This window comes from Mesorhizobium sp. B2-4-18 (assembly GCF_006441385.1).
Classification (GTDB): domain Bacteria; phylum Pseudomonadota; class Alphaproteobacteria; order Rhizobiales; family Rhizobiaceae; genus Mesorhizobium; species Mesorhizobium australicum.
The window spans coordinates 77,692-97,963 of sequence record NZ_VFUW01000003.1 but is presented as its reverse complement, the minus strand read 5'-3'; the positions used below and the strand labels follow the sequence as shown (position 1 = coordinate 97,963).

General features: G+C 63.2%; 16 protein-coding genes and 1 tRNA gene. 11 read left to right on the top strand and 6 right to left on the bottom strand.

Annotated elements, in window-relative coordinates:
- Positions 1–143 precede the first annotated feature (143 nt).
- The 3 genes from FJ527_RS07525 to tkt form a co-directional block, all read right to left on the bottom strand.
- Positions 144–2,021 carry a potassium/proton antiporter gene (locus tag FJ527_RS07525; RefSeq protein ID WP_140822476.1) on the bottom strand — a complete coding sequence of 626 codons (1,878 nt, stop codon included), beginning with the start codon at positions 2,019–2,021 and terminating at the stop codon, positions 144–146.
- 185 nt (positions 2,022–2,206) lie between these two features.
- The gene (gene gap / locus FJ527_RS07520; protein WP_140822474.1) at positions 2,207–3,217 is read right to left on the bottom strand and encodes a type I glyceraldehyde-3-phosphate dehydrogenase; all 1,011 of its coding nucleotides are present in this window, start codon (positions 3,215–3,217) and stop codon (positions 2,207–2,209) included.
- Positions 3,218–3,429: 212 nt separating this feature from the next.
- Positions 3,430–5,421: a transketolase gene (gene tkt, locus FJ527_RS07515; protein ID WP_140822472.1), complete on the bottom strand. Its 1,992-nt coding sequence runs from the start codon at positions 5,419–5,421 to the stop codon at positions 3,430–3,432.
- A 260-nt stretch (positions 5,422–5,681) separates the two neighbouring features.
- Between tkt and FJ527_RS07510 the strand changes: the two genes are divergently transcribed.
- From FJ527_RS07510 to FJ527_RS07495, 4 genes are all read left to right on the top strand, one after another.
- On the top strand, positions 5,682–5,954 hold the full coding sequence (locus FJ527_RS07510; protein ID WP_140822470.1) for a DUF4164 domain-containing protein: 273 nt from the start codon (positions 5,682–5,684) through the stop codon (positions 5,952–5,954).
- Between the two features lie 11 nt (positions 5,955–5,965).
- Entirely contained in the window at positions 5,966–6,331 is a 366-nt protein-coding gene (locus FJ527_RS07505) for a cell division protein ZapA (protein WP_015315372.1), read from the top strand.
- A gap of 208 nt (positions 6,332–6,539) precedes the next feature.
- Positions 6,540–7,199: a peroxiredoxin gene (locus FJ527_RS07500; protein WP_015315373.1), complete on the top strand. Its 660-nt coding sequence runs from the start codon at positions 6,540–6,542 to the stop codon at positions 7,197–7,199.
- A gap of 145 nt (positions 7,200–7,344) precedes the next feature.
- Positions 7,345–8,217, top strand: a complete 873-nt coding sequence (locus FJ527_RS07495; protein WP_140822468.1) for an MBL fold metallo-hydrolase — start codon at positions 7,345–7,347, stop codon at positions 8,215–8,217.
- An 86-nt stretch (positions 8,218–8,303) separates the two neighbouring features.
- Here FJ527_RS07495 and rpoH read toward each other — a convergent pair whose 3' ends face one another.
- Positions 8,304–9,215: an RNA polymerase sigma factor RpoH gene (rpoH, locus tag FJ527_RS07490; RefSeq protein ID WP_015315375.1), complete on the bottom strand. Its 912-nt coding sequence runs from the start codon at positions 9,213–9,215 to the stop codon at positions 8,304–8,306.
- Between the two features lie 190 nt (positions 9,216–9,405).
- On the bottom strand, positions 9,406–10,461 hold the full coding sequence (locus tag FJ527_RS07485; protein WP_140616706.1) for an RluA family pseudouridine synthase: 1,056 nt from the start codon (positions 10,459–10,461) through the stop codon (positions 9,406–9,408).
- Between the two features lie 26 nt (positions 10,462–10,487).
- On the opposite strand from FJ527_RS07485, the gene FJ527_RS07480 reads away from it, so the two are divergent.
- The 4 genes from FJ527_RS07480 to FJ527_RS07465 all read left to right on the top strand — a co-directional run bounded on the left by FJ527_RS07480 (position 10,488) and on the right by FJ527_RS07465 (position 12,641).
- Positions 10,488–10,871 carry a fimbrial protein gene (locus FJ527_RS07480; protein ID WP_140616707.1) on the top strand — a complete coding sequence of 128 codons (384 nt, stop codon included), beginning with the start codon at positions 10,488–10,490 and terminating at the stop codon, positions 10,869–10,871.
- Between the two features lie 36 nt (positions 10,872–10,907).
- On the top strand, positions 10,908–11,315 hold the full coding sequence (locus FJ527_RS07475) for a VOC family protein (RefSeq protein WP_140616708.1): 408 nt from the start codon (positions 10,908–10,910) through the stop codon (positions 11,313–11,315).
- An 89-nt stretch (positions 11,316–11,404) separates the two neighbouring features.
- Positions 11,405–11,479 (top strand) — tRNA-Glu (locus FJ527_RS07470).
- A 796-nt stretch (positions 11,480–12,275) separates the two neighbouring features.
- Positions 12,276–12,641, top strand: a complete 366-nt coding sequence (locus FJ527_RS07465) for a hypothetical protein (protein ID WP_015315379.1) — start codon at positions 12,276–12,278, stop codon at positions 12,639–12,641.
- A gap of 96 nt (positions 12,642–12,737) precedes the next feature.
- On the opposite strand, the gene FJ527_RS07460 is transcribed toward FJ527_RS07465, so the two are convergent.
- Entirely contained in the window at positions 12,738–12,953 is a 216-nt protein-coding gene (locus FJ527_RS07460) for a hypothetical protein (RefSeq protein ID WP_140616727.1), read from the bottom strand.
- A 271-nt stretch (positions 12,954–13,224) separates the two neighbouring features.
- Here FJ527_RS07460 and FJ527_RS07455 point away from each other — a divergent pair, with 271 nt between their 5' ends.
- The 3 genes from FJ527_RS07455 (at position 13,225) to pstS (ending at position 20,210) form a co-directional block, all read left to right on the top strand.
- Positions 13,225–13,461 (top strand): hypothetical protein, encoded by a 237-nt coding sequence (locus tag FJ527_RS07455; protein ID WP_015315381.1) that lies wholly within the window; start codon positions 13,225–13,227, stop codon positions 13,459–13,461.
- A 610-nt stretch (positions 13,462–14,071) separates the two neighbouring features.
- Complete coding sequence (locus FJ527_RS07445) at positions 14,072–18,622, top strand: PAS domain-containing protein (protein ID WP_181166301.1); 4,551 nt, start codon at positions 14,072–14,074, stop codon at positions 18,620–18,622.
- Between the two features lie 532 nt (positions 18,623–19,154).
- Positions 19,155–20,210 carry a phosphate ABC transporter substrate-binding protein PstS gene (gene pstS / locus FJ527_RS07440; protein ID WP_015315383.1) on the top strand — a complete coding sequence of 352 codons (1,056 nt, stop codon included), beginning with the start codon at positions 19,155–19,157 and terminating at the stop codon, positions 20,208–20,210.
- The last annotated feature ends 62 nt before the right edge of the window (positions 20,211–20,272 follow it).

Here is a 20,272-nt window from a genome sequence, read left to right as displayed (position 1 = left end):
TTCGTCTGAAATCGCCGGGACCATACCTCGCATCAATGACGATGCAAGGCTTGGCTGGGGCCGGGTGCGAAATTTTGAGGCGGACGGGGACATAGTCCGTGAAGACCGCCCGGCCTATGTCAGCGGGCAAACGGTCGCCCGCCTCAGCTTTCGGCCGACGCTTTCTCGACCGGGGGCTCAGGGGCGTCATCCGCCTGTGTTGCCCCCCGCGCCTCAGCCGGCTTGCGCCAGCTGCGGATAAAGGCGGCGAGACGGTCGCCGATCTCGCCGGCGCTCAGGAAGACAGGCACGCGCGCCACCGGCGCGGTCGGCTCGAAGGACAGGCCGAGCCCGGTGATTTTGCCCTTGTCGTCGACGTCGCGCACAATCAGCTCGATCGGACCAAGCAGCACGCGGTCGGCATATTCGGCATGGCCGCCGAGCCGCGCCGTGACCAGCGCACCGACGGTCTGTTTCTGCTCGGCCTCGCTGAGACCGGGCGCATAGGCGGCTTCCAGTTCGGCGGCGGATCGCGCCGGATCGACGGCGAATGCGCCGAAGAAATCGGCATCTTCCGGATCGACGACGGCGCGGCTGGCGAACAGCTTGTCGAGCAGGCGGGGATAGCGATCGGGCACGAAGATGTAGACTTGATCGCCGGCGGCGAGCCGGCCCATGTCCTGGAAACGCATCGAGCGGCCGTCACGCAGCACCAGCGAGGGCCGCGCCCAGCGCGGGATGCGTTCGCCGCGCGCCACCGGACTGCCCGGCGCCACACGATAGGCAAGGAGTTCGTGATGCGCGGAGCCGGGCAGTTCCAGTTCGACCTTGTCCAGCGGTCCGAGCCGGGCCGGCACGATCAGGCCGAGGCGCCGCGCCAGCGGGCCGACGGTCCAGCCCTGTATGACCAGGGACACCAGAACGATGATGAAGGCGGCGTTGAAGATGGTGCGGCCGTTTTCCAGCCCGCCGAGCAGCGGTGTGATGGCGAGCAGGATGGACACGGCGCCGCGCAGGCCGACCCAGGAGACGAAGGCGACTTCGGGACGCGGCAGGCGGAACGGGACCAGGCAGAGCCAGACCGCGACAGGACGGGCGACGAACATCAGGAACAGGCCAAGCGCTATCGCAGGCACCATGATCGCCGGGAACTGCGAGGGCGTCGCGAACAGGCCGAGGATGAGGAACATGATGATCTGCGCCAGCCACGACATGCCGTCCTGGAAGCGCTTCAGGATGGTGACAGCGCGGATGTCGGAATTGCCGGCGATGAGCCCGGCGATATAGACCGCCAGGAAGCCGGAGCCGCCGATGGCACCGGCGGCGGCAAAGACCATCAAGGACAGCGTCAGCACGAAGATCGGCAGCAGGCCATGGTCGAGGTTGAGCCGGTCGACAAGGCGCACGATGGCGAGGCCGCCGAGCACGCCGACGATCGCGCCAAGCCCCATGTTGATGAGGCCGAGGATGAGATTGGTGACCAGGACATTGGCTTCGGGGTTGGCGTGGGCGGCGATGATCTCGACCAGCGTGATGGTCAGGAAGATGGCGATCGGATCATTGGTGCCCGATTCCACCTCGAGCGTGGAGCGCACGCGCTCGCGCAGATTGATCTCGCCGGCGCGCAGCAGGAAGAACACGGCCGCCGCGTCGGTCGAGGCGACGGCTGCGCCGAGCAGGAAGGATTCCAGCCAGCTGAGGTCGAGCAGGTAGTAGGCGGCGGCGCCGAACAGGCCAGTGGTGAGAAGGACGCCGAAGGTCGCCAGCGACAGGGCTGGTCCTGCCGCCTGCCGCAGGGCGTTGAGTGGCGTGCCGAAACCGGAATCGAACAGGATGACGGCGAGCGCCAGTGAGCCGGCAAAATAAGCGATGCGGGCATTGTCAAACTGAATGCCGAGCCCGTCGGTTCCGGTGGCGAGCCCGATGCACAGAAACAGGAGCAGGAGCGGGGCGCCGAAGCGAAAGGCGATCAGGCTCGAAAACGCCGCGGCGACAACAAGCGCCGTGCCGACCAGCGTAACGAGATAGATCGCATGCTCCATCCGTGATTTGCCCCTCGAATTCCTCTGCCTCCTGGCTTCACGGCAGAGTGGGGCGAAGGCGTGACCAGTGCAAGGCGGGAGGGTGGTTTTTTGCCCGGCGCCGCCGATTTTCGCGTTGCTGCTCCGGCAAATGAAAACGCCCGGACGAAGCCGGGGGTTTCGAGTGTCGGGAGATCGATCTTCGATCAGGCGATGGTCTTGCCGAAAGCGACCGCGGTGTCGCCCATGCGGTTGGAAAAGCCCCATTCATTGTCGTACCAGGACAGCACCGAAACGAAGTTGCCGTCCATCACCTTGGTCTGGTCGAGCGCCATGATCGAGGACCGCGGATCGTGGTTGAAGTCGATCGACACGTTCGGGTGATGGGTGACTCCGAGGATGCCCTTCAGCTTGCCGTTGGAGGCGGCGATGACCGCCTCGTTGATTTCCTGCACCGTCGTCGAGCGCTTGGCGATGAACTTGAAGTCGACGACCGAGACGTTGGGCGTCGGCACGCGGATCGAGATGCCGTCGAGCTTGCCCTTGAGGTCGGGCAGGACGAGGCCGATCGCCTTGGCGGCGCCGGTCGAGGTCGGGATCTGCGACAGGGCGGCGGCGCGGGCGCGGTAGAGATCCTTGTGCATGGTGTCCAGCGTCGGCTGGTCGCCCGTGTAGGAATGGATCGTCGTCATCATGCCCTTTTCGATGCCGACCGTCTCATGCAGGACGGCCGCCAGCGGCGCCAGGCAGTTGGTGGTGCAGGACGCATTCGAGATGACGATGTGGTCCTTGGTCAGCTTGTCGTGGTTGATGCCGTAGACGACGGTCAAGTCAGCGCCGTCGGCGGGCGCCGAGACCAGCACGCGCTTGGCGCCGGCGGTCAGGTGCGCGGCGGCCTTGTCGCGGGCGGTGAAGATGCCGGTGCATTCGAGCGCGATGTCGATGCCGAGTTCCTTCCACGGCAGCTGCGTCGGATCCTTGATCGCGGTGACCTTGAACTTCTCCTTGCCGACGCTGATCTGGTCGCCGTCGACCGACACTTCATGCGGAAAGCGGCCGTGCACGCTGTCAAAGCGCAGCAGGTGGGCGTTGGTCTCGACCGGACCGAGATCGTTGACGGCGACGACATTGATATCCTTGCGGCCGGACTCATGGATGGCGCGCAGGATGTTGCGGCCGATGCGGCCAAATCCGTTGATGGCAACTCTGACAGTCATTTTTCTCTCCCGGGGAGCTGGAGGGCAGACGATTGGTCCGCAGCTTCATAGCGGCGGACGGGCAAAGAATCCAGCCGCATCGGGCTGGATCTAAATCGATTAGGTTGGGCCAGCCTGGCGAAACCGCTTTTCACGCGATCTCGCCGGGTATTTTGTTTCGTGCATGTCGTTATCCCAAGACCGCGACACACTTTGGGCGACATGCCCGGGCCTCATCCGCCGTGCAGGCGGGCTTCCGCCGCCTTGGCGGCCGCTTCGGCGGTGATGCCGAAATGCGGATAAAGCTGTTCGATCGTACCGCTCGCACCGAAGCCGGTCATGCCGATGAAGATGCCGTCCGAGCCGATGAGATGATCCCAGCCCTGGCGGATGCCGGCCTCGATCGCCATCTTGATCGGTGCCTCGCCGATCGTCTTCTTGCGATAGGCGTCGCTCTGCTTGTCGAACAGTTCGAAGCAAGGCACAGAGACGACACGGGTCGGGTGGCCATGTTTTTCCAGAAGGTCGCGTGCGCCAAGCGCGATCTCGACCTCGGAACCGGTGGCGAAGATCGTCACCGCGGCTTGGCCGCTGGCGGCGGCGAGTTCATAGGCCCCCTGGCTGCTCAGGTTCTTTTCGGTGAACTCGGTGCGCACCGTCGGCAGGTTCTGGCGGGTCAGCGCCAGGGTCGACGGCGTCTTTTCGGATTCGAGCGCGATCTGCCAGCATTCGGCGGTTTCCACCGCGTCGGCCGGACGGAACACATTGTGGTTGGGAATGGCGCGCAGGGCCGCCATGTGCTCGACCGGCTGGTGGGTCGGCCCGTCTTCGCCCAGACCGATGGAATCATGGGTCATGACGAAGATTGAGCGGATGCCCATCAGCGAGGCAAGCCGCATCGAGGGGCGGGCATAGTCGGAGAAGCACAGGAAGGTGCCGCCATAGGCAATAAGACCGCCATGCAGCGTCAGGCCGTTGATCGCGGCAGCCATGCCGTGTTCGCGGATGCCGTAATGGACATAGCGCTGGCCGTAATCGTCCGGCGTGATGTTCTTGGTCTGGCTGGTCTTGGTGTTGTTGGAGCCGGTCAGGTCGGCCGAGCCGCCGATGGTTTCCGGCACCGCGCCATTGATGACTTCCAGCGCCATTTCCGACGACTTGCGGGTCGCGACCTTCGGCTTGTCGGCTGAAAGCTTCTTCTTGTAGTCGGCGATGACGGCGTCGAAATTCGCCGGCAGCTTGCCACTGGTGCGGCGCTCGAACTCGGCCTTCAGCTTCGGATCGGCCTTGGCCAGACGGCCTTCCCAATCCGTGCGCGCCTTGACGCCGGCCTTGCCGGCGGTGCGCCAGGCATCGAGAATGTCAGCCGGGATCTCGAAGGGCGGCGAGTCCCAGTTGAAGAACTTGCGCGCGCCAGCGATCTCGTCTGGGCCGAGCGGCGAGCCATGCGCCTTGTTGGTGCCGGCCTTGGTCGGGGCACCGAAGCCGATGGTCGTCTTGCAGGCGATCATCGTCGGCTTGTCGGAATGGCGGGCGGCCTCGATGGCATAGGCGATCGCTTCCGGATCGGTGCCGTCGATGTGGCTGGCGTTCCAGCCGGAGGCCTGGAAGCGCGCGACTTGGTCGGTGTTGTCGGCGAGCGAAACCGGACCGTCGATCGAGATGTTGTTGTTGTCCCAGAAGACAATCAGCTTGTTGAGCTTGAGGTGACCGGCAAGGGCGATGGCTTCCTGGGAAACACCTTCCATCAGGCAGCCGTCGCCGGCCAGCACATAGGTGTAGTGGTCGACAAGGTCGTTGCCGAAGGCGGCGTTCATGATGCGCTCGCCGAGCGCGAAGCCGACCGAATTGGCGAGGCCCTGGCCGAGCGGGCCGGTCGTGGTCTCGATGCCGGTGGCGTGGCCATATTCGGGATGGCCGGCGGTTTTCGAGCCCAACTGGCGGAAGTGCTTGATCTGGTCGATGGTCATGTCTTCGTAGCCGGTCAGGTGCAGCAACGAATAGAGCAGCATCGAACCATGGCCCGCCGAGAGGATGAAGCGGTCACGGTCGGCCCAATGCGGGGCCTTGGGGTCGTATTTCAGGAAGCGGGTGAACAGCACCGTGGCAATGTCGGCGCAGCCCATGGGCAGGCCGGGATGGCCGGAATTCGCCTTCTCGACGGCGTCCATGGAGAGAAAACGGATCGCATTGGCCATCCGGTCATGTTGTTCACGCGACGTCATGGTACCTCCAGGGTGGGGGTTTGGGGGCTTGGGAGAGCCCTTGAAAAGGGTGCGCGACACATAGCAGGCGCGGGCTTTTAGTCAACAAATCGGGTGCAGATTTGCCGGTCTTGTGATGTCGGCGGCGGACCTACTTTAGCGTTAGCGGGGGACAGTCGCGAGAGCTTTATTGACGTTGCCTTCACCCGGTGCCTAATGTTTCCGGGATAACGCGTTCTGAACGCGAACGATTCGGTGATGGGCAGGCACAGGACGAAGCCATGACCGGGGAAACCACGCTCAAGGAAGTGATCGCCAGGCTGGGCAAGGCCATCGAAGGGCTGGAAAACGCCGTCGCGGCCAAGCTCGAGCATGAACGTGACTATTCGGAAGCCGAGGCCGAAGTACAGCGGATGAATGCCGACCGCTCGCGGTTGGCGCAGGAACTCGACAATTCCGAAGCGCGCGCCGAACGGCTGGGAGACGCCAACAAGGAAGTGTCGCGACGGCTGGTGACCGCGATGGAAACCATCCGCGCCGTGTTGGACAGATAGGAGCTGGCCCGATGGCACAGGTCACGGTTTCAATCGACGGCAAGCAGTACCGCATGGCCTGCGACGAGGGCCAGGAAGAGCATCTGATTGATCTCGCCGAGCGTTTCGACCGCTATGTCTCGCACCTGAAGGATTCCTTCGGCGAGATCGGCGACCAGCGGCTGACCGTCATGGCCGGCATCATGGTGATGGACGAGCTTTCCGAGCTGCAGAAGCGCGTCAAGGGCATGGAAAGCGAAGTGCTGACCTTGCGCAAGACGCGCGACGAGGCGCTGACCAAGGCCGACAAGAGCGACAGCGTGCTGACCAGCGCGCTCGGCGCCCTGGCGCAGCGTATGGAAGATTTGTCGGCGACGCTGGCAATCAACAAGGCCTGAGGCGTCTTCGCTGATCCCTGCCGCTTGTCTCATGCCCGATACCACGACGTATTTTTGGCCTGATCCCGCGTGTGGGGAAAAATTTTTGCCCATCGAGTGAATGGCCGTCATCTCCAGCGTTTAATCAGTCGCGCTGCGGTGCTACGATCAGGTGCCGGGCGCCGGGCGGCGAAGATCCGGCCACATTCACAAGGGGTAGGGATAGGTCATGAGTCTTCGTATCAACGATATCGCGCCGGACTTCACCGCCGAGACCACGCAGGGAGCCATCAAATTCCATGACTGGATCGGCGACGGCTGGGCGATCCTGTTCAGCCATCCGAAGAATTTCACGCCGGTCTGCACGACCGAGCTTGGCACGATGGCCGGGCTCGAGGGCGAGTTCAAGAAGCGCAACGTCAAGATCATCGGCATTTCGGTCGACCCGGTCGAAAGCCATGGCAAATGGCAGGACGACATCAAGACGGCGACCGGCCATTCGGTGCATTACCCGCTGATCGGCGACAAGGACCTCAAGGTCGCCAAGCTTTATGACATGCTGCCAGGCGGTGCCGGCGAAACTTCGGAAGGCCGCACACCCGCCGACAACGCCACCGTGCGCTCGGTCTACGTCATCGGGCCGGACAAGAAGATCAAGCTGGTGCTTACCTACCCGATGACCACGGGGCGCAACTTCGACGAGATCCTGCGGGCGGTCGATTCCATGCAGCTCACCGCCAAGCATCAAGTGGCGACGCCGGCGAACTGGAAACAAGGTGAGGACGTCATCATCACCGCCGCCGTTTCCAACGAGGATGCGATCAAGCGCTTCGGCGCCTACGAGACCATCCTGCCCTATCTCAGGAAGACCAAGCAGCCCTCCGCCTGAGCGAGCACGCCGGAATGGTTTCCGGCGTTTTCCGCTCCTGCGAACCAAGTCATGCTTGACTGGTTCGTCGGGGCGGACAACCATGCTCACGGTGGGTTCCGGCGGAGAAAATCGTTCCTGCCGGCTAGGTCTGGGGAAGCCGGACGTGCAGATAACTTTGGCGAAGCCGCTGGTCAGCGGTTTTTATGACAAGCCGACCGGGGCCATCCAGTATGTCGTCGCAGACCCGGCGACGAAGCGATGCGCCATTATCGATCCAATCCTCGACTTCGATGAAAAATCCGGCGCGACGAGTACGATGAGCGCGGATAGCTTGCTCGATTTCATTGGGGAAAACGGGCTGGAGCTCGAGTGGATCCTCGATACCCATCCCCACGCCGACCATTTCTCGGCGGCGCATTACCTGAAACAGAGGACCGGCGCGCCGATGGCCATCGGCGACAGGGTCGTCGACGTCCAGGCACTGTGGAAGGTGATCTATAACTGGCCGGACCTTCCGGCTGACGGCTCACAATGGGACAGGCTGTTCGCCGAGGGCGAGACCTTCCGGATCGGAACCCTTCCGGTCAAGGTGCTGTTCTCGCCTGGACATACATTGGCATCGATCACCTATGTGATCGGTGACGCCGGCTTCATCCACGACACCCTGTTCATGCCCGACAGCGGCACGGCAAGAACGGATTTTCCCGGTGGAAGCGCCGCGCGGTTGTGGCGCTCGATCCAGGGCATCCTGGCCTTGCCGGAGGAAACCCGGCTGTTCGTCGGCCATGATTACCAGGCCGGCGGGCGCGAACCGATGTGGGAAAGCACGGTCGCGGCGCAGAAGGCGACCAACATCCATCTTGTCGCCGCGCGTACAGAGGCCGAGTTCGTTGCGCTACGCGAGGCGCGCGATCGCACATTGCCGATGCCGCGGCTGATCCTGCACGCGCTGCAGGTCAACATCAATGGGGGGCGGCTGCCAGAGCCGGAAGCCAATGGTCGGCGCTACCTCAAATTTCCGCTGGATTCGCTTTGAGGCAACCGTCGTCCCGGCTGCGGCGTACAAAAAAAGCGGCGCCAGTTTCCTGACGCCGCCCTGCTACTTCCTGCGCGAAGCCGGCTTTAAGCCGCCGGCTGTGCCTCGATGGTGCGCAGCGCCTGCATCTGTCGCTTGGCGGCGGCCTTGACCGCATCCTGCACCTTCTCGAAGGCGCGCACCTCGATCTGCCGCACGCGCTCGCGGCTGATGTCGAACTCGGCCGACAGTTCCTCGAGCGTCAGCGGCTCCTCGGCGAGGCGGCGCGCCTCGAAGATGCGCCGCTCGCGATCGTTGAGCACGGCCAGAGCGCCCGACAGCATGCCGCGCCGGTTTTCCAGCTCGTCCTGCTCGATCAGCATCTCTTCCTGGCTTTCGTGGTCGTCGACCAGCCAGTCCTGCCATTCGCCGGACTCGCCTTCCGTCGCCCGGATCGGCGCGTTGAGTGACGCGTCGCCGGACAGGCGGCGGTTCATCGACACCACTTCGGCCTCGGAAACGTTCAGCCGCGTGGCGATTTCGGCGATCTGGTCGGGCTTGAGGTCGCCATCGTCCAGCGCCTGGATCTTGCCCTTCACCTTGCGGAGATTGAAGAACAGACGCTTCTGGTTGGCGGTCGTGCCCATCTTGACCAGGCTCCACGAGCGCAGGATGTATTCCTGGATCGAGGCCTTGATCCACCACATGGCGTAGGTGGCGAGGCGAAAACCGCGCTCGGGTTCGAATTTCTTGACGGCCTGCATGAGGCCGACATTGCCTTCCGAGATCACTTCGCCGATCGGCAGGCCATAGCCGCGATAGCCCATGGCGATCTTGGCGACGAGCCTCAAATGGCTGGTGACGAGCTTGTGCGCGGCCGTGGTGTCTTCATGCTCGGCGTAACGCTTGGCGAGCATGTACTCTTCCTGCGGCTGAAGCATGGGAAAGCGGCGGATTTCTTCCAGATAGCGGCTGAGGCCGCCTTCACCGGAAACGATACTGGGTAATGACTGGGCCATGATAGCGCCCCCTCTCTATTGGAGTGATGCCCCCGAAACGCGGCAGGCATGTGACGCGAACACCAAAAGGCTCGCTCGCGACAACAGATCTTATACAGGAACAAAACCAGAAAAGACAGGCATTTGTTCAACACGAAACAGTGTGTCACGCTGAAGTGAACAATGCCACTCAGGTTTTTTGATGGCAGGTTCAGAGCTTGCGAAAGCCGCCGACGAGTTCCTCCATGTCCCCCGGTAACGGCGCCTCGAACCTCATCGTTAGATGGGTAGTCGGGTGCCGAAATGCAAGGAGCCATGCATGCAAAGCTTGCCGGGAAAATGCCTCGACCTGGCGTTTCAGCGGTTCGGGCAGCCGATTGGCCTTGGTGCGGAAGGCTAGCCCGTAGTCCGGGTCGCCAATCACGGGATGGCCGATATGGGCCATGTGGACGCGGATCTGGTGGGTGCGACCGGTTTCCAGCCGGCATTCGACGAGGCTAGCGGCAGCGAATTCCCGCTGGCCCTCGCCGAAACGCTCCTGCACGGCAAAACGGGTGACCGCGTGGCGTGCGTCGTCGCGGCCTTCCGGCACCACGGCGCGGCGAACCCGGTCGGAGGCGCGGCCAAGCGGTGCATCGATCGTTCCGGTCGGCCTCTGCGGTATGCCCCAGACCAGCGCCAGGTAGGCGCGCTCGAGATCGCCGGTCAGGCCGTGGTCGGCGAACGCCTCCGACAGAGCCTTGTGGGCACGGTCGGTCTTGGCGACCACCATGACGCCGCTGGTCTCCTTGTCGAGGCGGTGGACGATGCCCGGGCGGCGCACCCCGCCAATGCCAGACAGGCTGTCGCCGCAATGATGAATCAGCGCATTGACCAGCGTGCCGGTCCAATTGCCGGCGCCGGGGTGCACGACGAGCCCCGCCGGCTTGTTGATGACGATCAACTCGTCGTCTTCGTAGAGCACGTCGAGCGCAATGTTCTCGCCCTGCGGCTGCGCCGGCTCCGGTTCCGGCATGGCTACGGACACATTTTCGCCCGCGCGCATCTTGCGCTTGGTTTCGTCGACCGGCTTGCCGTCGATGACGACGGCGCCTTGCCTGATCAGCATCTGCACGCGACTGCGTGACATGTCCGGGCCAAGGGCTGCCGCCAGCCACTGATCGAGCCGTTGGCCGGCCGCATCCGCGCCGGCGACCAGCAAGGTGGGCGCGGCCTCTATCAACAGGTCCTCTATCAATTCGGGGGCCTCTTCGCTATGAGCGCTCATCGAAAAACCATTCCGGAATGTTTGCCATGGCCCGGCCCGATGCCGATGAAGAGCAGGAAAAACCGCTCGCCCCCGAAGTCGACAAGCTGCGCGGCAAGCTCATCCGCTTCATGGCCATCAATCTCGGCCTGCTCTTTCTGGCTCTTATGGTGGTGATCGCGGCGATTGTCTACAAATCACGCAAGGCAACGCCGGTGAGCCCGCCGCTGGCCGGCGACGTCCAGGTGCCCGCTGGCGAACCGCTCAGCGGGGACATCGTTCTGCCGGTTGGCGCCAGGGTGGTCGGTCAGTCACTGTCGGGCAGCCGCCTTTCGATCGACGCCGAGCTTGCCGACGGCAGCCGTGCGATCTTCGTCTACGATATCGCCGAGCGCCGCCTGATCGGCCGTTTTGCGATCCGCAACAAATAGGCCGGCGCCAATGCGGCAAACACATTTGCCACCGACATGACCGGCTTCGCCGAACACCGTCGTGTCGCGACCGTGGCGCTGGTCGTCGCCAGCTATGACGAGGCGATCGCCTGGTATGTCGAGCGGCTGGGTTTTACGCTGACGGAGGATGTCGATCTCGGCGGCGGCAAACGCTGGGTCACGGTCGCGCCGGCCGAGGGGCAGGGCGCCAGGCTGTTGCTGGCCGAGGCGTCCGACGAGACGCAGAGGAAAAGCATCGGCAACCAGACCGGCGGCCGGGTTTTTCTCTTCCTCGAAACCGACGATTTTGCCGGCGACCATGCAGCGATGCTGGACAAGGGCGTCGAATTCCGCGAGGCGCCGCGTCACGAAGCCTATGGCACGGTGGCGGTTTTCGCCGATCTGCATGGCAATCTGTGGGACCTGATCCAGCCGAAACGGTAACGCGGGGCGGCTTTTCATTCGATGCGGCAAAGCCGCCGAACCCCAGTTGCTTTTTCCCGGCCGTCAGCCTATATCGCCCCTTCTTGAGCGCGCCCATCGTCTAGCGGTCAGGACACCGCCCTCTCACGGCGGGAACAGGGGTTCGATTCCCCTTGGGCGTACCAGGCAACGTTCCTGTCGTTGACCTACAGACAATCCTGCAGTTTCGGACCCGTCCCGCATGGGCTCCGCATACCTCGAAAGAGCACGCAAAGCCTGCGAGAGGCCGGGCTTCCCATACCCCGAATCCACCCAATTTAAGTCAAGCCGCGACGCTTGAAAGCACTGCGATCTCTGATACTTGCGGGAGCGGGGATAGCTTTCGCGGCAACGCGGGTTTGGGTCGGGTAGAGTTTGGAATGGCCTCTGTTGGGACGACATGCACGCACTGCCATGGCGGTGGAAAGGTTTTCGACTGCTCGAGATGGCGTGCCTCAAAAGGGTATTGCTGCCCGCACGGGACACATCAAAGCGGTTGCCCGGGAAAGACCATGATATGCGCGCAGTGTGCCGGACTTGGAACGATACCAGAAACCGAGTTCAGGGCCGTCGCGTAGGCCGTCCTATCGCGACAATCATGGACATCGCGGCCATCTATTCCTAGCCTTGCGGGTGGGGACGGCAGGCAGGTTAAGGTTTGGTTTACCAATAGCCTGTCTACTGGGGACAATTCGCTTTCGGCCTGCGACCACGGATGTACTGGCGCAGTTGTCGAGGCGGAAAGGAAAGGTCGGCTCCGTGCCGGCCTTTTTGCTTTTTCGGGCTACATGGCTCGCATCGGCCAGGCGCCAGGGCGGCTTCGCAGTCGGCTTTCTTCGAACAACTTTTTGGCAAGGGATATTGTCATTGCCCATGTCGGCTCTACCATCGATCCCAGCAGTCCGGCGGGTTGCCGGACCGTCGTGACGATGAGGGCTTGCGATGAAACGTGTTGCAAAACTGGCGATTGCGGGTGTGATGTCGGCAGGTGTCGTATGCGCATCTGCCGCAACGCTCAACACTATGGACGATGTCGGGACCGCGATCCAGTCCTGCTGGACACCGCCTGCCGGTGCCGGAGATTCGACTGTAACCCTGAGTTTCAGTTTCAAGCGCGACGGTACTCTGATAGGGCCGCCGCGACCAACCGCCGCCAAGGTGGCTGGCGACGACAAGGCACGTAAGGCGTTCATCGATGCGGCAATAGCGGCGGTGAAGAATTGCACGCCGCTGAGTTTATCGCCGGAGCTGTCGCAAGGGATTGCCGGCAACGTGTTCACGCAGCAATTCGTTTCGCCCAAGCAATAGCGGTAGCGCCCAAAGAACGCCTGCCATGGAGCGGCACGGGTGGTTCGTCGAACCGGAGAACCGGGTCGGGTGTCGTTTTCCCCCGATCGCCGCGGATCAATGGCTCAGGCGCCGTGCTTCGGCATGCCGTGCCAGATCCGGGGTCTCGAAGACGTAGTCGCTCCAGGCCGACTCCGGAATCTGCCCGGCCAGATAGCACTCCAGCAACAGGTTTTGCTCGGGGTTGAGCGGCCGTGGGGCACGCCCGTGATCCAGCCCGAGGGAGTGAAAAAGGCTTCTTGTCAGCTCCGATACGGTGAAATGCATCGACATCCCGCGTTCTCCTTTGCGCCTCAACGCAGCAGCACGGGCAAAGGTTTCAGCGCCGGACACCGGTAACGCCTGATTGATCGCAGGCTCGACGCATCGGCCTGCGACGGCCGCCCAGCTCCAGTCGATCGAGGCCGGCCAGCGGACGGTGCGTGTGGTCGGCCCCGCCTTTTTCCCGGCTGAATGACCCACGAGTGTTCTCGTGGGAACGGCCGTCTTCGGAACAGGGGCCGCTTCCTGGCGTTGTGGTCGATATCAGGCAGGGAGAAGCGCCATGGCCACGTTCAGGGAAATGCGGGTACTGGAGATCGTCGAAGACGGCTCCCTGACTACCGACCAGAAGATCGCCGAATTGCGCAAGATCGAGTCCGAGGCGCGCGGGCTGCAACGGGCGGCGTCGGAGAGCCCGATGGGCGACGATGACGGCTGGCAGGACGATCTGCGCCAGGTTCGGCTTGCTCTCGACAAGCTCGGCGCCAAGGAACCGAGGAAGGGCGCGGCAACGCTATAGAGCCGAACCGTTCCAAAGCACGCCGCGTCGAAGCGGATTCAGGCGCCGCGCTTTAGGTCTTTGTTTTTATGCATTAGTCGCAAACCATGCGAACTCTTTGGCCGGGAGCGCTTACGTTCCTGCATGCCAATTGTTTTTCGGGGCCCGATGACGGAGGAGAGGGCGTTGTCGCCCTGGTCTGAGACCGTCTGTGAGGCGCAGGCTTAACGACCCTGCGCTCGTTAAACCGCCCAGGAGGCTGGGGTGGACCCGGAAAGGCGCTGTTGTCGACCTGCGGCTGGTAGTCGACATTGGGCGGCGGCCGGTCCCAGATTCGCCTGGCGTCGAGCGGCCGCGGAATAACCACCGTGCCGTCATAGCTGCGAGAGCAGCCGCCGCCGAAAAGCAGCGCCACGCCCAGCAAGAAAGGCCCTATCCGTCCGTACATTAGCAACACCCCTGTGCATGCTTATAGCGCGGCCTTGCTCCGCGCCACAACCGGACGGAATAACGCAGCAGGAACAGGCCGGTTGCGCCGTTAAGGTTAGCGGATCGTTAATGCTTCTGCGGCACATTCCGCCGACGGACCGCGGAGGGAGGGTTCGGCCTTGATTTTCGGGGTGGGGACAGCATGGCGGAATCGGACGAAGCAATCGGCGTGCGCGGCAAGCGCAAGCCCGGCAAGGCAGCCGCGCCTGGCGGCGATGGGCCATCCGGCGTCGACATGGATTGCGCCGACGCGCTGCGCCAACTCGTCGAAGCGGGCTCGGACTGGATTTGGGAAACCGACGCGGAATTGCGCTTTTCCTGGCTTTCCCAAGATTACCAGGCGGCAACCGGTATCGATCCGGCAATGGTGCTTGGCCGGTTCCGCTTCGATTTTCTCAACCAGGTCCTGAAGGGCAACCGCGGTGCGGCGGCGCATCTGGAGGATTTGCAGGCGCACCGGCCGTTCCGCGACTTCGTCTACGAACTGAAGGGGGGCCGCCCCGACTGCAGCTGGGTGCTGACGTCAGGCTTCCCGCGTTTCGACAGCGAAGGAAAATTCGTCGGCTATCGCGGCCTGGGCCGCAACGTCACCGCGCTGGCCAGCGCCTTCGAGGCCATGCAGCCGGCGGCTGGCGGCGATGCCGTCCAGCATCTCGCCGATCTCGAGCGGACGATGGATGCCATGCATATGGGCGTCGTGCTTCTGGACGCCAGGCTCGATACGCTCATCGTCAACAAGGCCTACCGCGATCTCTCCAGGATTCCGGACGGGGCCGTGACGGTAGGCGCGCCGTTCAGCCTGCTGATGGAACTCAATCGCCGCAACGGCATCTATGGCGACATCGACGAAGAGCAATGGCAGCGCTACCTCGCCACGCGCATCGAAGAGATCAAGGCCGGCACCGTCGCACCTCGGGAGTTTGCCCACACCGACGGGCGCACCATGATGTTCTCCGTCACGGCTCTGTCGGGAGGCAAACGCCTGCTGACCTACTATGAGGTCACCGAGGTCAAGCGGCGGGACGCCGAAATCGAGAATGCCAACGCCAAGATAGCCGAGACTTTCGCCAATCTCCGCACCATGGTCGATCAGATGCCGATCGGTGTTCTTGTCCTCGATGCCGACATGCGTGCCGAGGTCATCAACCGCGCCTTTTACGATTTCTGGCAGATCGACGCCCGGCGCGCCGAGACCGGCTGCAGCTTCCTCGATCTGATGGAAGCCAGCCGCGACATCGACCCGTATGGTTCGGACGACGCGACATGGCACCGGCATGTCGCCGAACGCGAGGCTGAAATCAGAGCCGGCACAGCTGGAGCGAGGCAGTTCCCGCGCAATGACGGCAGGACGCTGATCTCGTCGATGGCGCCGCTGGCCGGCGGCAAGCGGTTCATTTCCTATGTCGATGTCACCGACATGAAGGATCGCGAGGCCGAACTTGCCGAAGCGCTGGAAAAGGCGCGGCTGGCGGAAGCAGTAATCAACGGGGTCAAGGATCCGATCTTCGTCAAGGATGACAATCTGCGCTTCGTCTTCGTCAACGAGGCCTTCGCGGCGCTGTTCAAGCAGGCGCCGCAAGCCATGCTTGGCAGGCCGGGAAGCGATTTCCTCGGGCCGGACGAGGTCGCGCTGTTCGAAAGCAGCGAACGCGAGGTGCTGGCCGGCGGACAGCAATACGAAGTGGAAGAAAGCTTCGAGGCCGGCGGCGGCACCCGTTCGCGTATCGTCAGGAAGAACCGCGTCCGCATGGCAAGCGGCCGCGACTATGTCGCCGGCTTTCTGTTCGACATCTCCGACATGAAACGGCGCGAGACCGAAGCCGAAGATGCGCGCAAGCATCTCGCCAGCGTGCTGGAATCGCTGCCGGCGGGGGTCATCATCTACGACCGCGACGACAAGTTCGTCTTCGCCAACCACAGGCTGCAGGATACGTTGCCGGCGCTGAAGCCTTTCTGGCAGCCCGGCCGCACCTTCCGCGAAGCGCTGGAGTTCGGCCATTCGGTGGGTTATTTCCGTTCGAGCGGCGATCCTGGGATCGACAGCCTGTACGTAGGCGATTCCGAACGCTGGCTTGACGGCATCCTGGCGCGTTACCGTCTGCCGAATTCCTCCTATGAGCGCCTCAATGCCGATGGCCGCTGGTACCAGGTCTACGACATGCGCACAGGCGACGGCACGTTCATCGGGGTGCGCGTCGACATCACCGACCTCAAGAGCCGCGAGGCGGCGCTTCATGACTCGATGCGCCAGATCGATCTCTTCCGCCATGTCATGGACGAGTTGCCGGTAGCCGCCTTCATCAAGGCGCAGGACCTGAGCATCGAATTCGTCAACAAGGCCTGGTGCGCGCTGACCGGTCTCGCCAAGGACGACGTCATCGGCCGGACCGACCGTCAGCTGTTCAACGGCGAGGAAGCGGAGGGCTTCAGCCAGGACGACACCGATGTCGTGACGAACGGCAATGTGCGCGAGGTCGAGGAGCCCGTCACTCATCGTGACGGAACGGTGCGGCAGTTGATGACGCGCAAGAGCCGCCTGGTGGCCACGGACGGATCGGTGCATCTGGTCGGATCCAGCACCGACATCACCGATGTCAAGGCGCGCGAGCAAGCTCTGGAAGAGAGCATGCGCGAGAACGAGGTGTTCCGCAGCCTGATCGACAACGTGCCGGTGTCGATCTACGCCAAGCGCTCCGATCTCAGGCAATTCTATGTCAACAAGGGCTGGTGCGATCTCACCGGCTTCAGCAAGCAGGAGGCGACCGGCAAGACCGACGTCGAGATCTTCGGGCCGGATGGCGAGGCCTTCGTGGCCAGCGATCTCGCCGTGCTGCGTACCGGCGAGACCCAGGAGATCGAGGAGACGGTGCGCCTTCCAGACGGCAGCGTCAGGCATCAGTTCGCCCGCAAGGGCGCAATGATCGCCTCCGACGGTTCGCTCTACCTGATCGGTTCGACCACCGATATCACGGAACTCAAGCAGCGCGAGGCGGAGCTCAGCGAGGCGCGCCGGCGCGCCGTGCTCGCCGACCGCGCCAAGTCGGAGTTCCTCGCCAATATGAGCCACGAGATCCGCACGCCGATGAACGGCGTACTGGGCATGGCTGAACTCCTGGCCAAATCCAATCTCGATCCCAAGCAGAAGACATTCACCGACATCATCGTCAAATCGGGCAACGCGCTCTTGACCATCATCAACGACATCCTGGATTTCTCCAAGATCGATGCCGGCCAGCTGGTGCTCGACCCGGCGCCCTTCAATCTCGCCGAGGCGATCGAGGACGTGGCGACGCTGGTATCGACACGGGCCAAGGAAAAGGATCTCGAGCTCATCGTGCGCATCGAGCCGCGGCTCGAAAGCCTGTTCATCGGCGATGTCGGCCGCATCCGGCAAATCGTCACCAACCTGCTCGGCAATGCGGTGAAGTTCACCGATGAAGGCCACGTGCTGGTCGACGTGACCGGCGAACGGGTTCCAACGGGAACCAGGCTGACGATCTCGGTCACCGATACCGGCATAGGCATCCCCGAGGAAAAACTGAAACTGGTGTTCGAGAAATTCAGCCAGGTCGATACGTCCTCGACAAGGCGCCACGAGGGCACCGGGCTTGGCCTTGCCATCACCTCGCGGCTGGTCGATCTGATGGGCGGCGACATTGGCGTCGAGAGCGCCGAAGGCAAGGGGTCGACCTTCTGGTTCACCGTAACGTTGCCAGGGGCCGGGCAGCAGAGCGGGCAGCGCATCACGCCGGTGGACGTGACGGGCGCACGCGTGCTGATCGTCGACGACAACGCCGTCAACCGCGCCATCCTGACCGAGCAGATGACCTCGTGGACGTTCGATTCCTGCGCGGCCGAAAGCGGCGCCGAAGGTCTCAAGGTGCTGATCGCCGCGGCAGCTTATGGCGTGGCGGTCGACTGCGTCGTGCTCGACTACCAGATGCCTGAAATGAGCGGCGCCGAAATGGCGCGTATCGTGCGCAACACCGAGGGCCTCGCGGACACGCCGATCATCATGCTGACATCGGTCGACCAGTCGCTTGCCAACACCAGCTACCGCGATCTTGGCATCGACGCCCAGCTGATCAAGCCGGCGCGCTCCTCGGTGCTCCTGGAAACACTGGTCGCGACCATCCAGCGCCATCGCCACGCCACCAGCGGCCACGCCGTTCAACCGCTCGCGGGCGAGGCGTCCGAGACTTCCCGGCCGCCGCCCCTGGCGCCATCCGAGCAGCGCGCGCAATTGCAGCTGCCACAGGTTCGCCCCAGGTTGCCTGCGACGGCCGGCGGGCACAGGCTGGATATACTGGTGGCCGAGGACAATGAGGTGAACCAGATGGTGTTCACGCAAATCCTCGGCGAGACCGGCTATGGTTTCGAGATCGTCGGCAATGGCCGCAAGGCGCTCGACGCCTTCGGCACGCTGAATCCGTGCATGATCCTGATGGATGTCTCGATGCCGGAGATGAGCGGTCTCGAAGCGACGGCCGCGATCCGCCTGCTGGAGCAGGAGACCGGCACGCATGTGCCGATCGTCGGCGTCACCGCGCATGCGCTCAAGGGCGACCGCGAGCGCTGCCTGGAGGCGGGCATGGACGACTATCTGCCCAAGCCGATCAGCCCCAGGGCCCTGCTCGAGAAGGTCGAGCGCTGGGTCGGCGCCGGCCGTCAGGTCCACCGCAACGCGGGATAGAGCCCGCGTCGCCTGAATTGCGGGATCCGGCGAGGCAATCAGGGAATCAGCGGGAGATTCGCTGCTACCGCTGCGTGCAATGACTATGGTGCGATCGCGCCATATCAAAGGCGGCGTCCAGCCGGAACAATAGCGAAATCGAATTCCGCTCTTCTCAGTTACGGGCGGGAGCAGCGACCGCCTGCAAGAAACAGTGTCACTCTACCCCAACGGACCTGTTTTTGGCGATGGCCCGGCCATGACACGCTCTGGCTGCGAGCAACGCGCTCCCGTCCGGATTTTCTTCATTTGGGAAAAGCCTGGTCGAGTCCGGGGTGATTCCAGCCGTCGAACGGCTCAAGCCCCTGATTCCGGCGGTAAACTCGGACCGCGCCGCGAGCGCCCGAGATCAGCGTCTTTCGCGTTGCCGGCAACGCGTTACCGGGCTGACATGAAACTGTCATGCGACTGTTATAATCGAAGGCTATTGGCCTCAGCGGGCGCCGGCAAGAAGTGGCGCCGAGAGACCATCTTCCGAACAGGAGCAGGCCACATGAGACATTTCATCCGCTCGGCGGCCGTTGCGATTGCAATGGCTGCGGCGTCCACCCTCACTCTTTCCGCAGCAATGGCAGCTGACCTTTCCGGCGCCGGCTCGACCTTCATCTATCCGGTGTTCGCCAAATGGGCCGACACCTACAAGAAGGACACCGGCATCGGCCTCAACTATCAGTCGATCGGCTCGGGCGGCGGCATCAAGCAGGTCATCGCCAAGACCGTGACCTTCGGCGCCACCGACAAGCCGATGTCCGACGCCGATCTGGAAAAGAACGGCCTCGTGCAGTTCCCGATGGTGATGGGCGGCATCGTGCCGATCGTCAACCTCACGGGCATCAAGCCGGGCGAACTCGTCCTCGACGGCAAGACGCTGGCCCAGATCTATCTCGGCGCGATCACCACCTGGGACGATGCCGCGATCAAGGCCCTGAACCCGGACCTTAAGCTGCCGTCGACCGCTATCGCCGTCGTTCATCGTTCGGACGGCTCGGGCACGACCTTCAACTTCACCGACTACCTCGTGAAGCTCTCGCCCGACTGGAAGGACAAGGTCGGCTCGGATACGGCCGTCGAATGGCCGACCGGCGTCGGCGCCAAGGGCAGCGAAGGCGTTGCCAACACCGTCAAGCAGACCGACGGCGGCATCGGCTATGTCGAATATGCCTATGCCAAGCAGAACAATCTCTCCTACTCCAAGATGCTGAACGCCGCCGGCAAGGTCGTCGAGCCGTCGCTCGAATCCTTCGGCGCGGCTGCTTCGAACGCCGACTTCAAGGGCGCCAAGAACTTCAACGTCATCATCACCAACGAGCCGGGCGACGCCACCTGGCCGATCGCTGCCTCGACCTGGGTGCTGATCCACAAGACCCCGGACGATGCCGCAGCCACCGGCGAAGCGCTCAAGTTCTTTGCCTGGGCCTACAAGGACGGCAAGGAAACCGCCAAGGCGCTCGACTATGTGTCGATCCCCGATAGCGTCGTCGACCTGATCAAGGCTTCGTGGAAGGCCGACATCAAGGCCGACGGCAAGCCCGTCTACGCCGGCGAGTAATATCTTTCTGGAGGAGCGCCGCCCCGCGGCGCTCCTTTTCAATCAACACAAAGAGCCGAGCT

Excerpts from the sequence above, each read along its gene's own strand:
- FJ527_RS07525 (WP_140822476.1), bottom strand. The coding sequence starts at position 2,021 with ATGGAGCATGCGATCTATCTCGTTACGCTGGTCGGCACGGCGCTTGTT.
- gap (WP_140822474.1), bottom strand. The coding sequence starts at position 3,217 with ATGACTGTCAGAGTTGCCATCAACGGATTTGGCCGCATCGGCCGCAAC.
- tkt (WP_140822472.1), bottom strand. The coding sequence starts at position 5,421 with ATGACGTCGCGTGAACAACATGACCGGATGGCCAATGCGATCCGTTTT.
- FJ527_RS07510 (WP_140822470.1), top strand. The coding sequence starts at position 5,682 with ATGACCGGGGAAACCACGCTCAAGGAAGTGATCGCCAGGCTGGGCAAG.
- FJ527_RS07505 (WP_015315372.1), top strand. The coding sequence starts at position 5,966 with ATGGCACAGGTCACGGTTTCAATCGACGGCAAGCAGTACCGCATGGCC.
- FJ527_RS07500 (WP_015315373.1), top strand. The coding sequence starts at position 6,540 with ATGAGTCTTCGTATCAACGATATCGCGCCGGACTTCACCGCCGAGACC.
- rpoH (WP_015315375.1), bottom strand. The coding sequence starts at position 9,215 with ATGGCCCAGTCATTACCCAGTATCGTTTCCGGTGAAGGCGGCCTCAGC.
- FJ527_RS07485 (WP_140616706.1), bottom strand. The coding sequence starts at position 10,461 with ATGAGCGCTCATAGCGAAGAGGCCCCCGAATTGATAGAGGACCTGTTG.
- FJ527_RS07480 (WP_140616707.1), top strand. The coding sequence starts at position 10,488 with ATGGCCCGGCCCGATGCCGATGAAGAGCAGGAAAAACCGCTCGCCCCC.
- FJ527_RS07475 (WP_140616708.1), top strand. The coding sequence starts at position 10,908 with ATGACCGGCTTCGCCGAACACCGTCGTGTCGCGACCGTGGCGCTGGTC.
- FJ527_RS07465 (WP_015315379.1), top strand. The coding sequence starts at position 12,276 with ATGAAACGTGTTGCAAAACTGGCGATTGCGGGTGTGATGTCGGCAGGT.
- FJ527_RS07460 (WP_140616727.1), bottom strand. The coding sequence starts at position 12,953 with ATGTCGATGCATTTCACCGTATCGGAGCTGACAAGAAGCCTTTTTCAC.
- FJ527_RS07455 (WP_015315381.1), top strand. The coding sequence starts at position 13,225 with ATGGCCACGTTCAGGGAAATGCGGGTACTGGAGATCGTCGAAGACGGC.
- FJ527_RS07445 (WP_181166301.1), top strand. The coding sequence starts at position 14,072 with ATGGCGGAATCGGACGAAGCAATCGGCGTGCGCGGCAAGCGCAAGCCC.
- pstS (WP_015315383.1), top strand. The coding sequence starts at position 19,155 with ATGAGACATTTCATCCGCTCGGCGGCCGTTGCGATTGCAATGGCTGCG.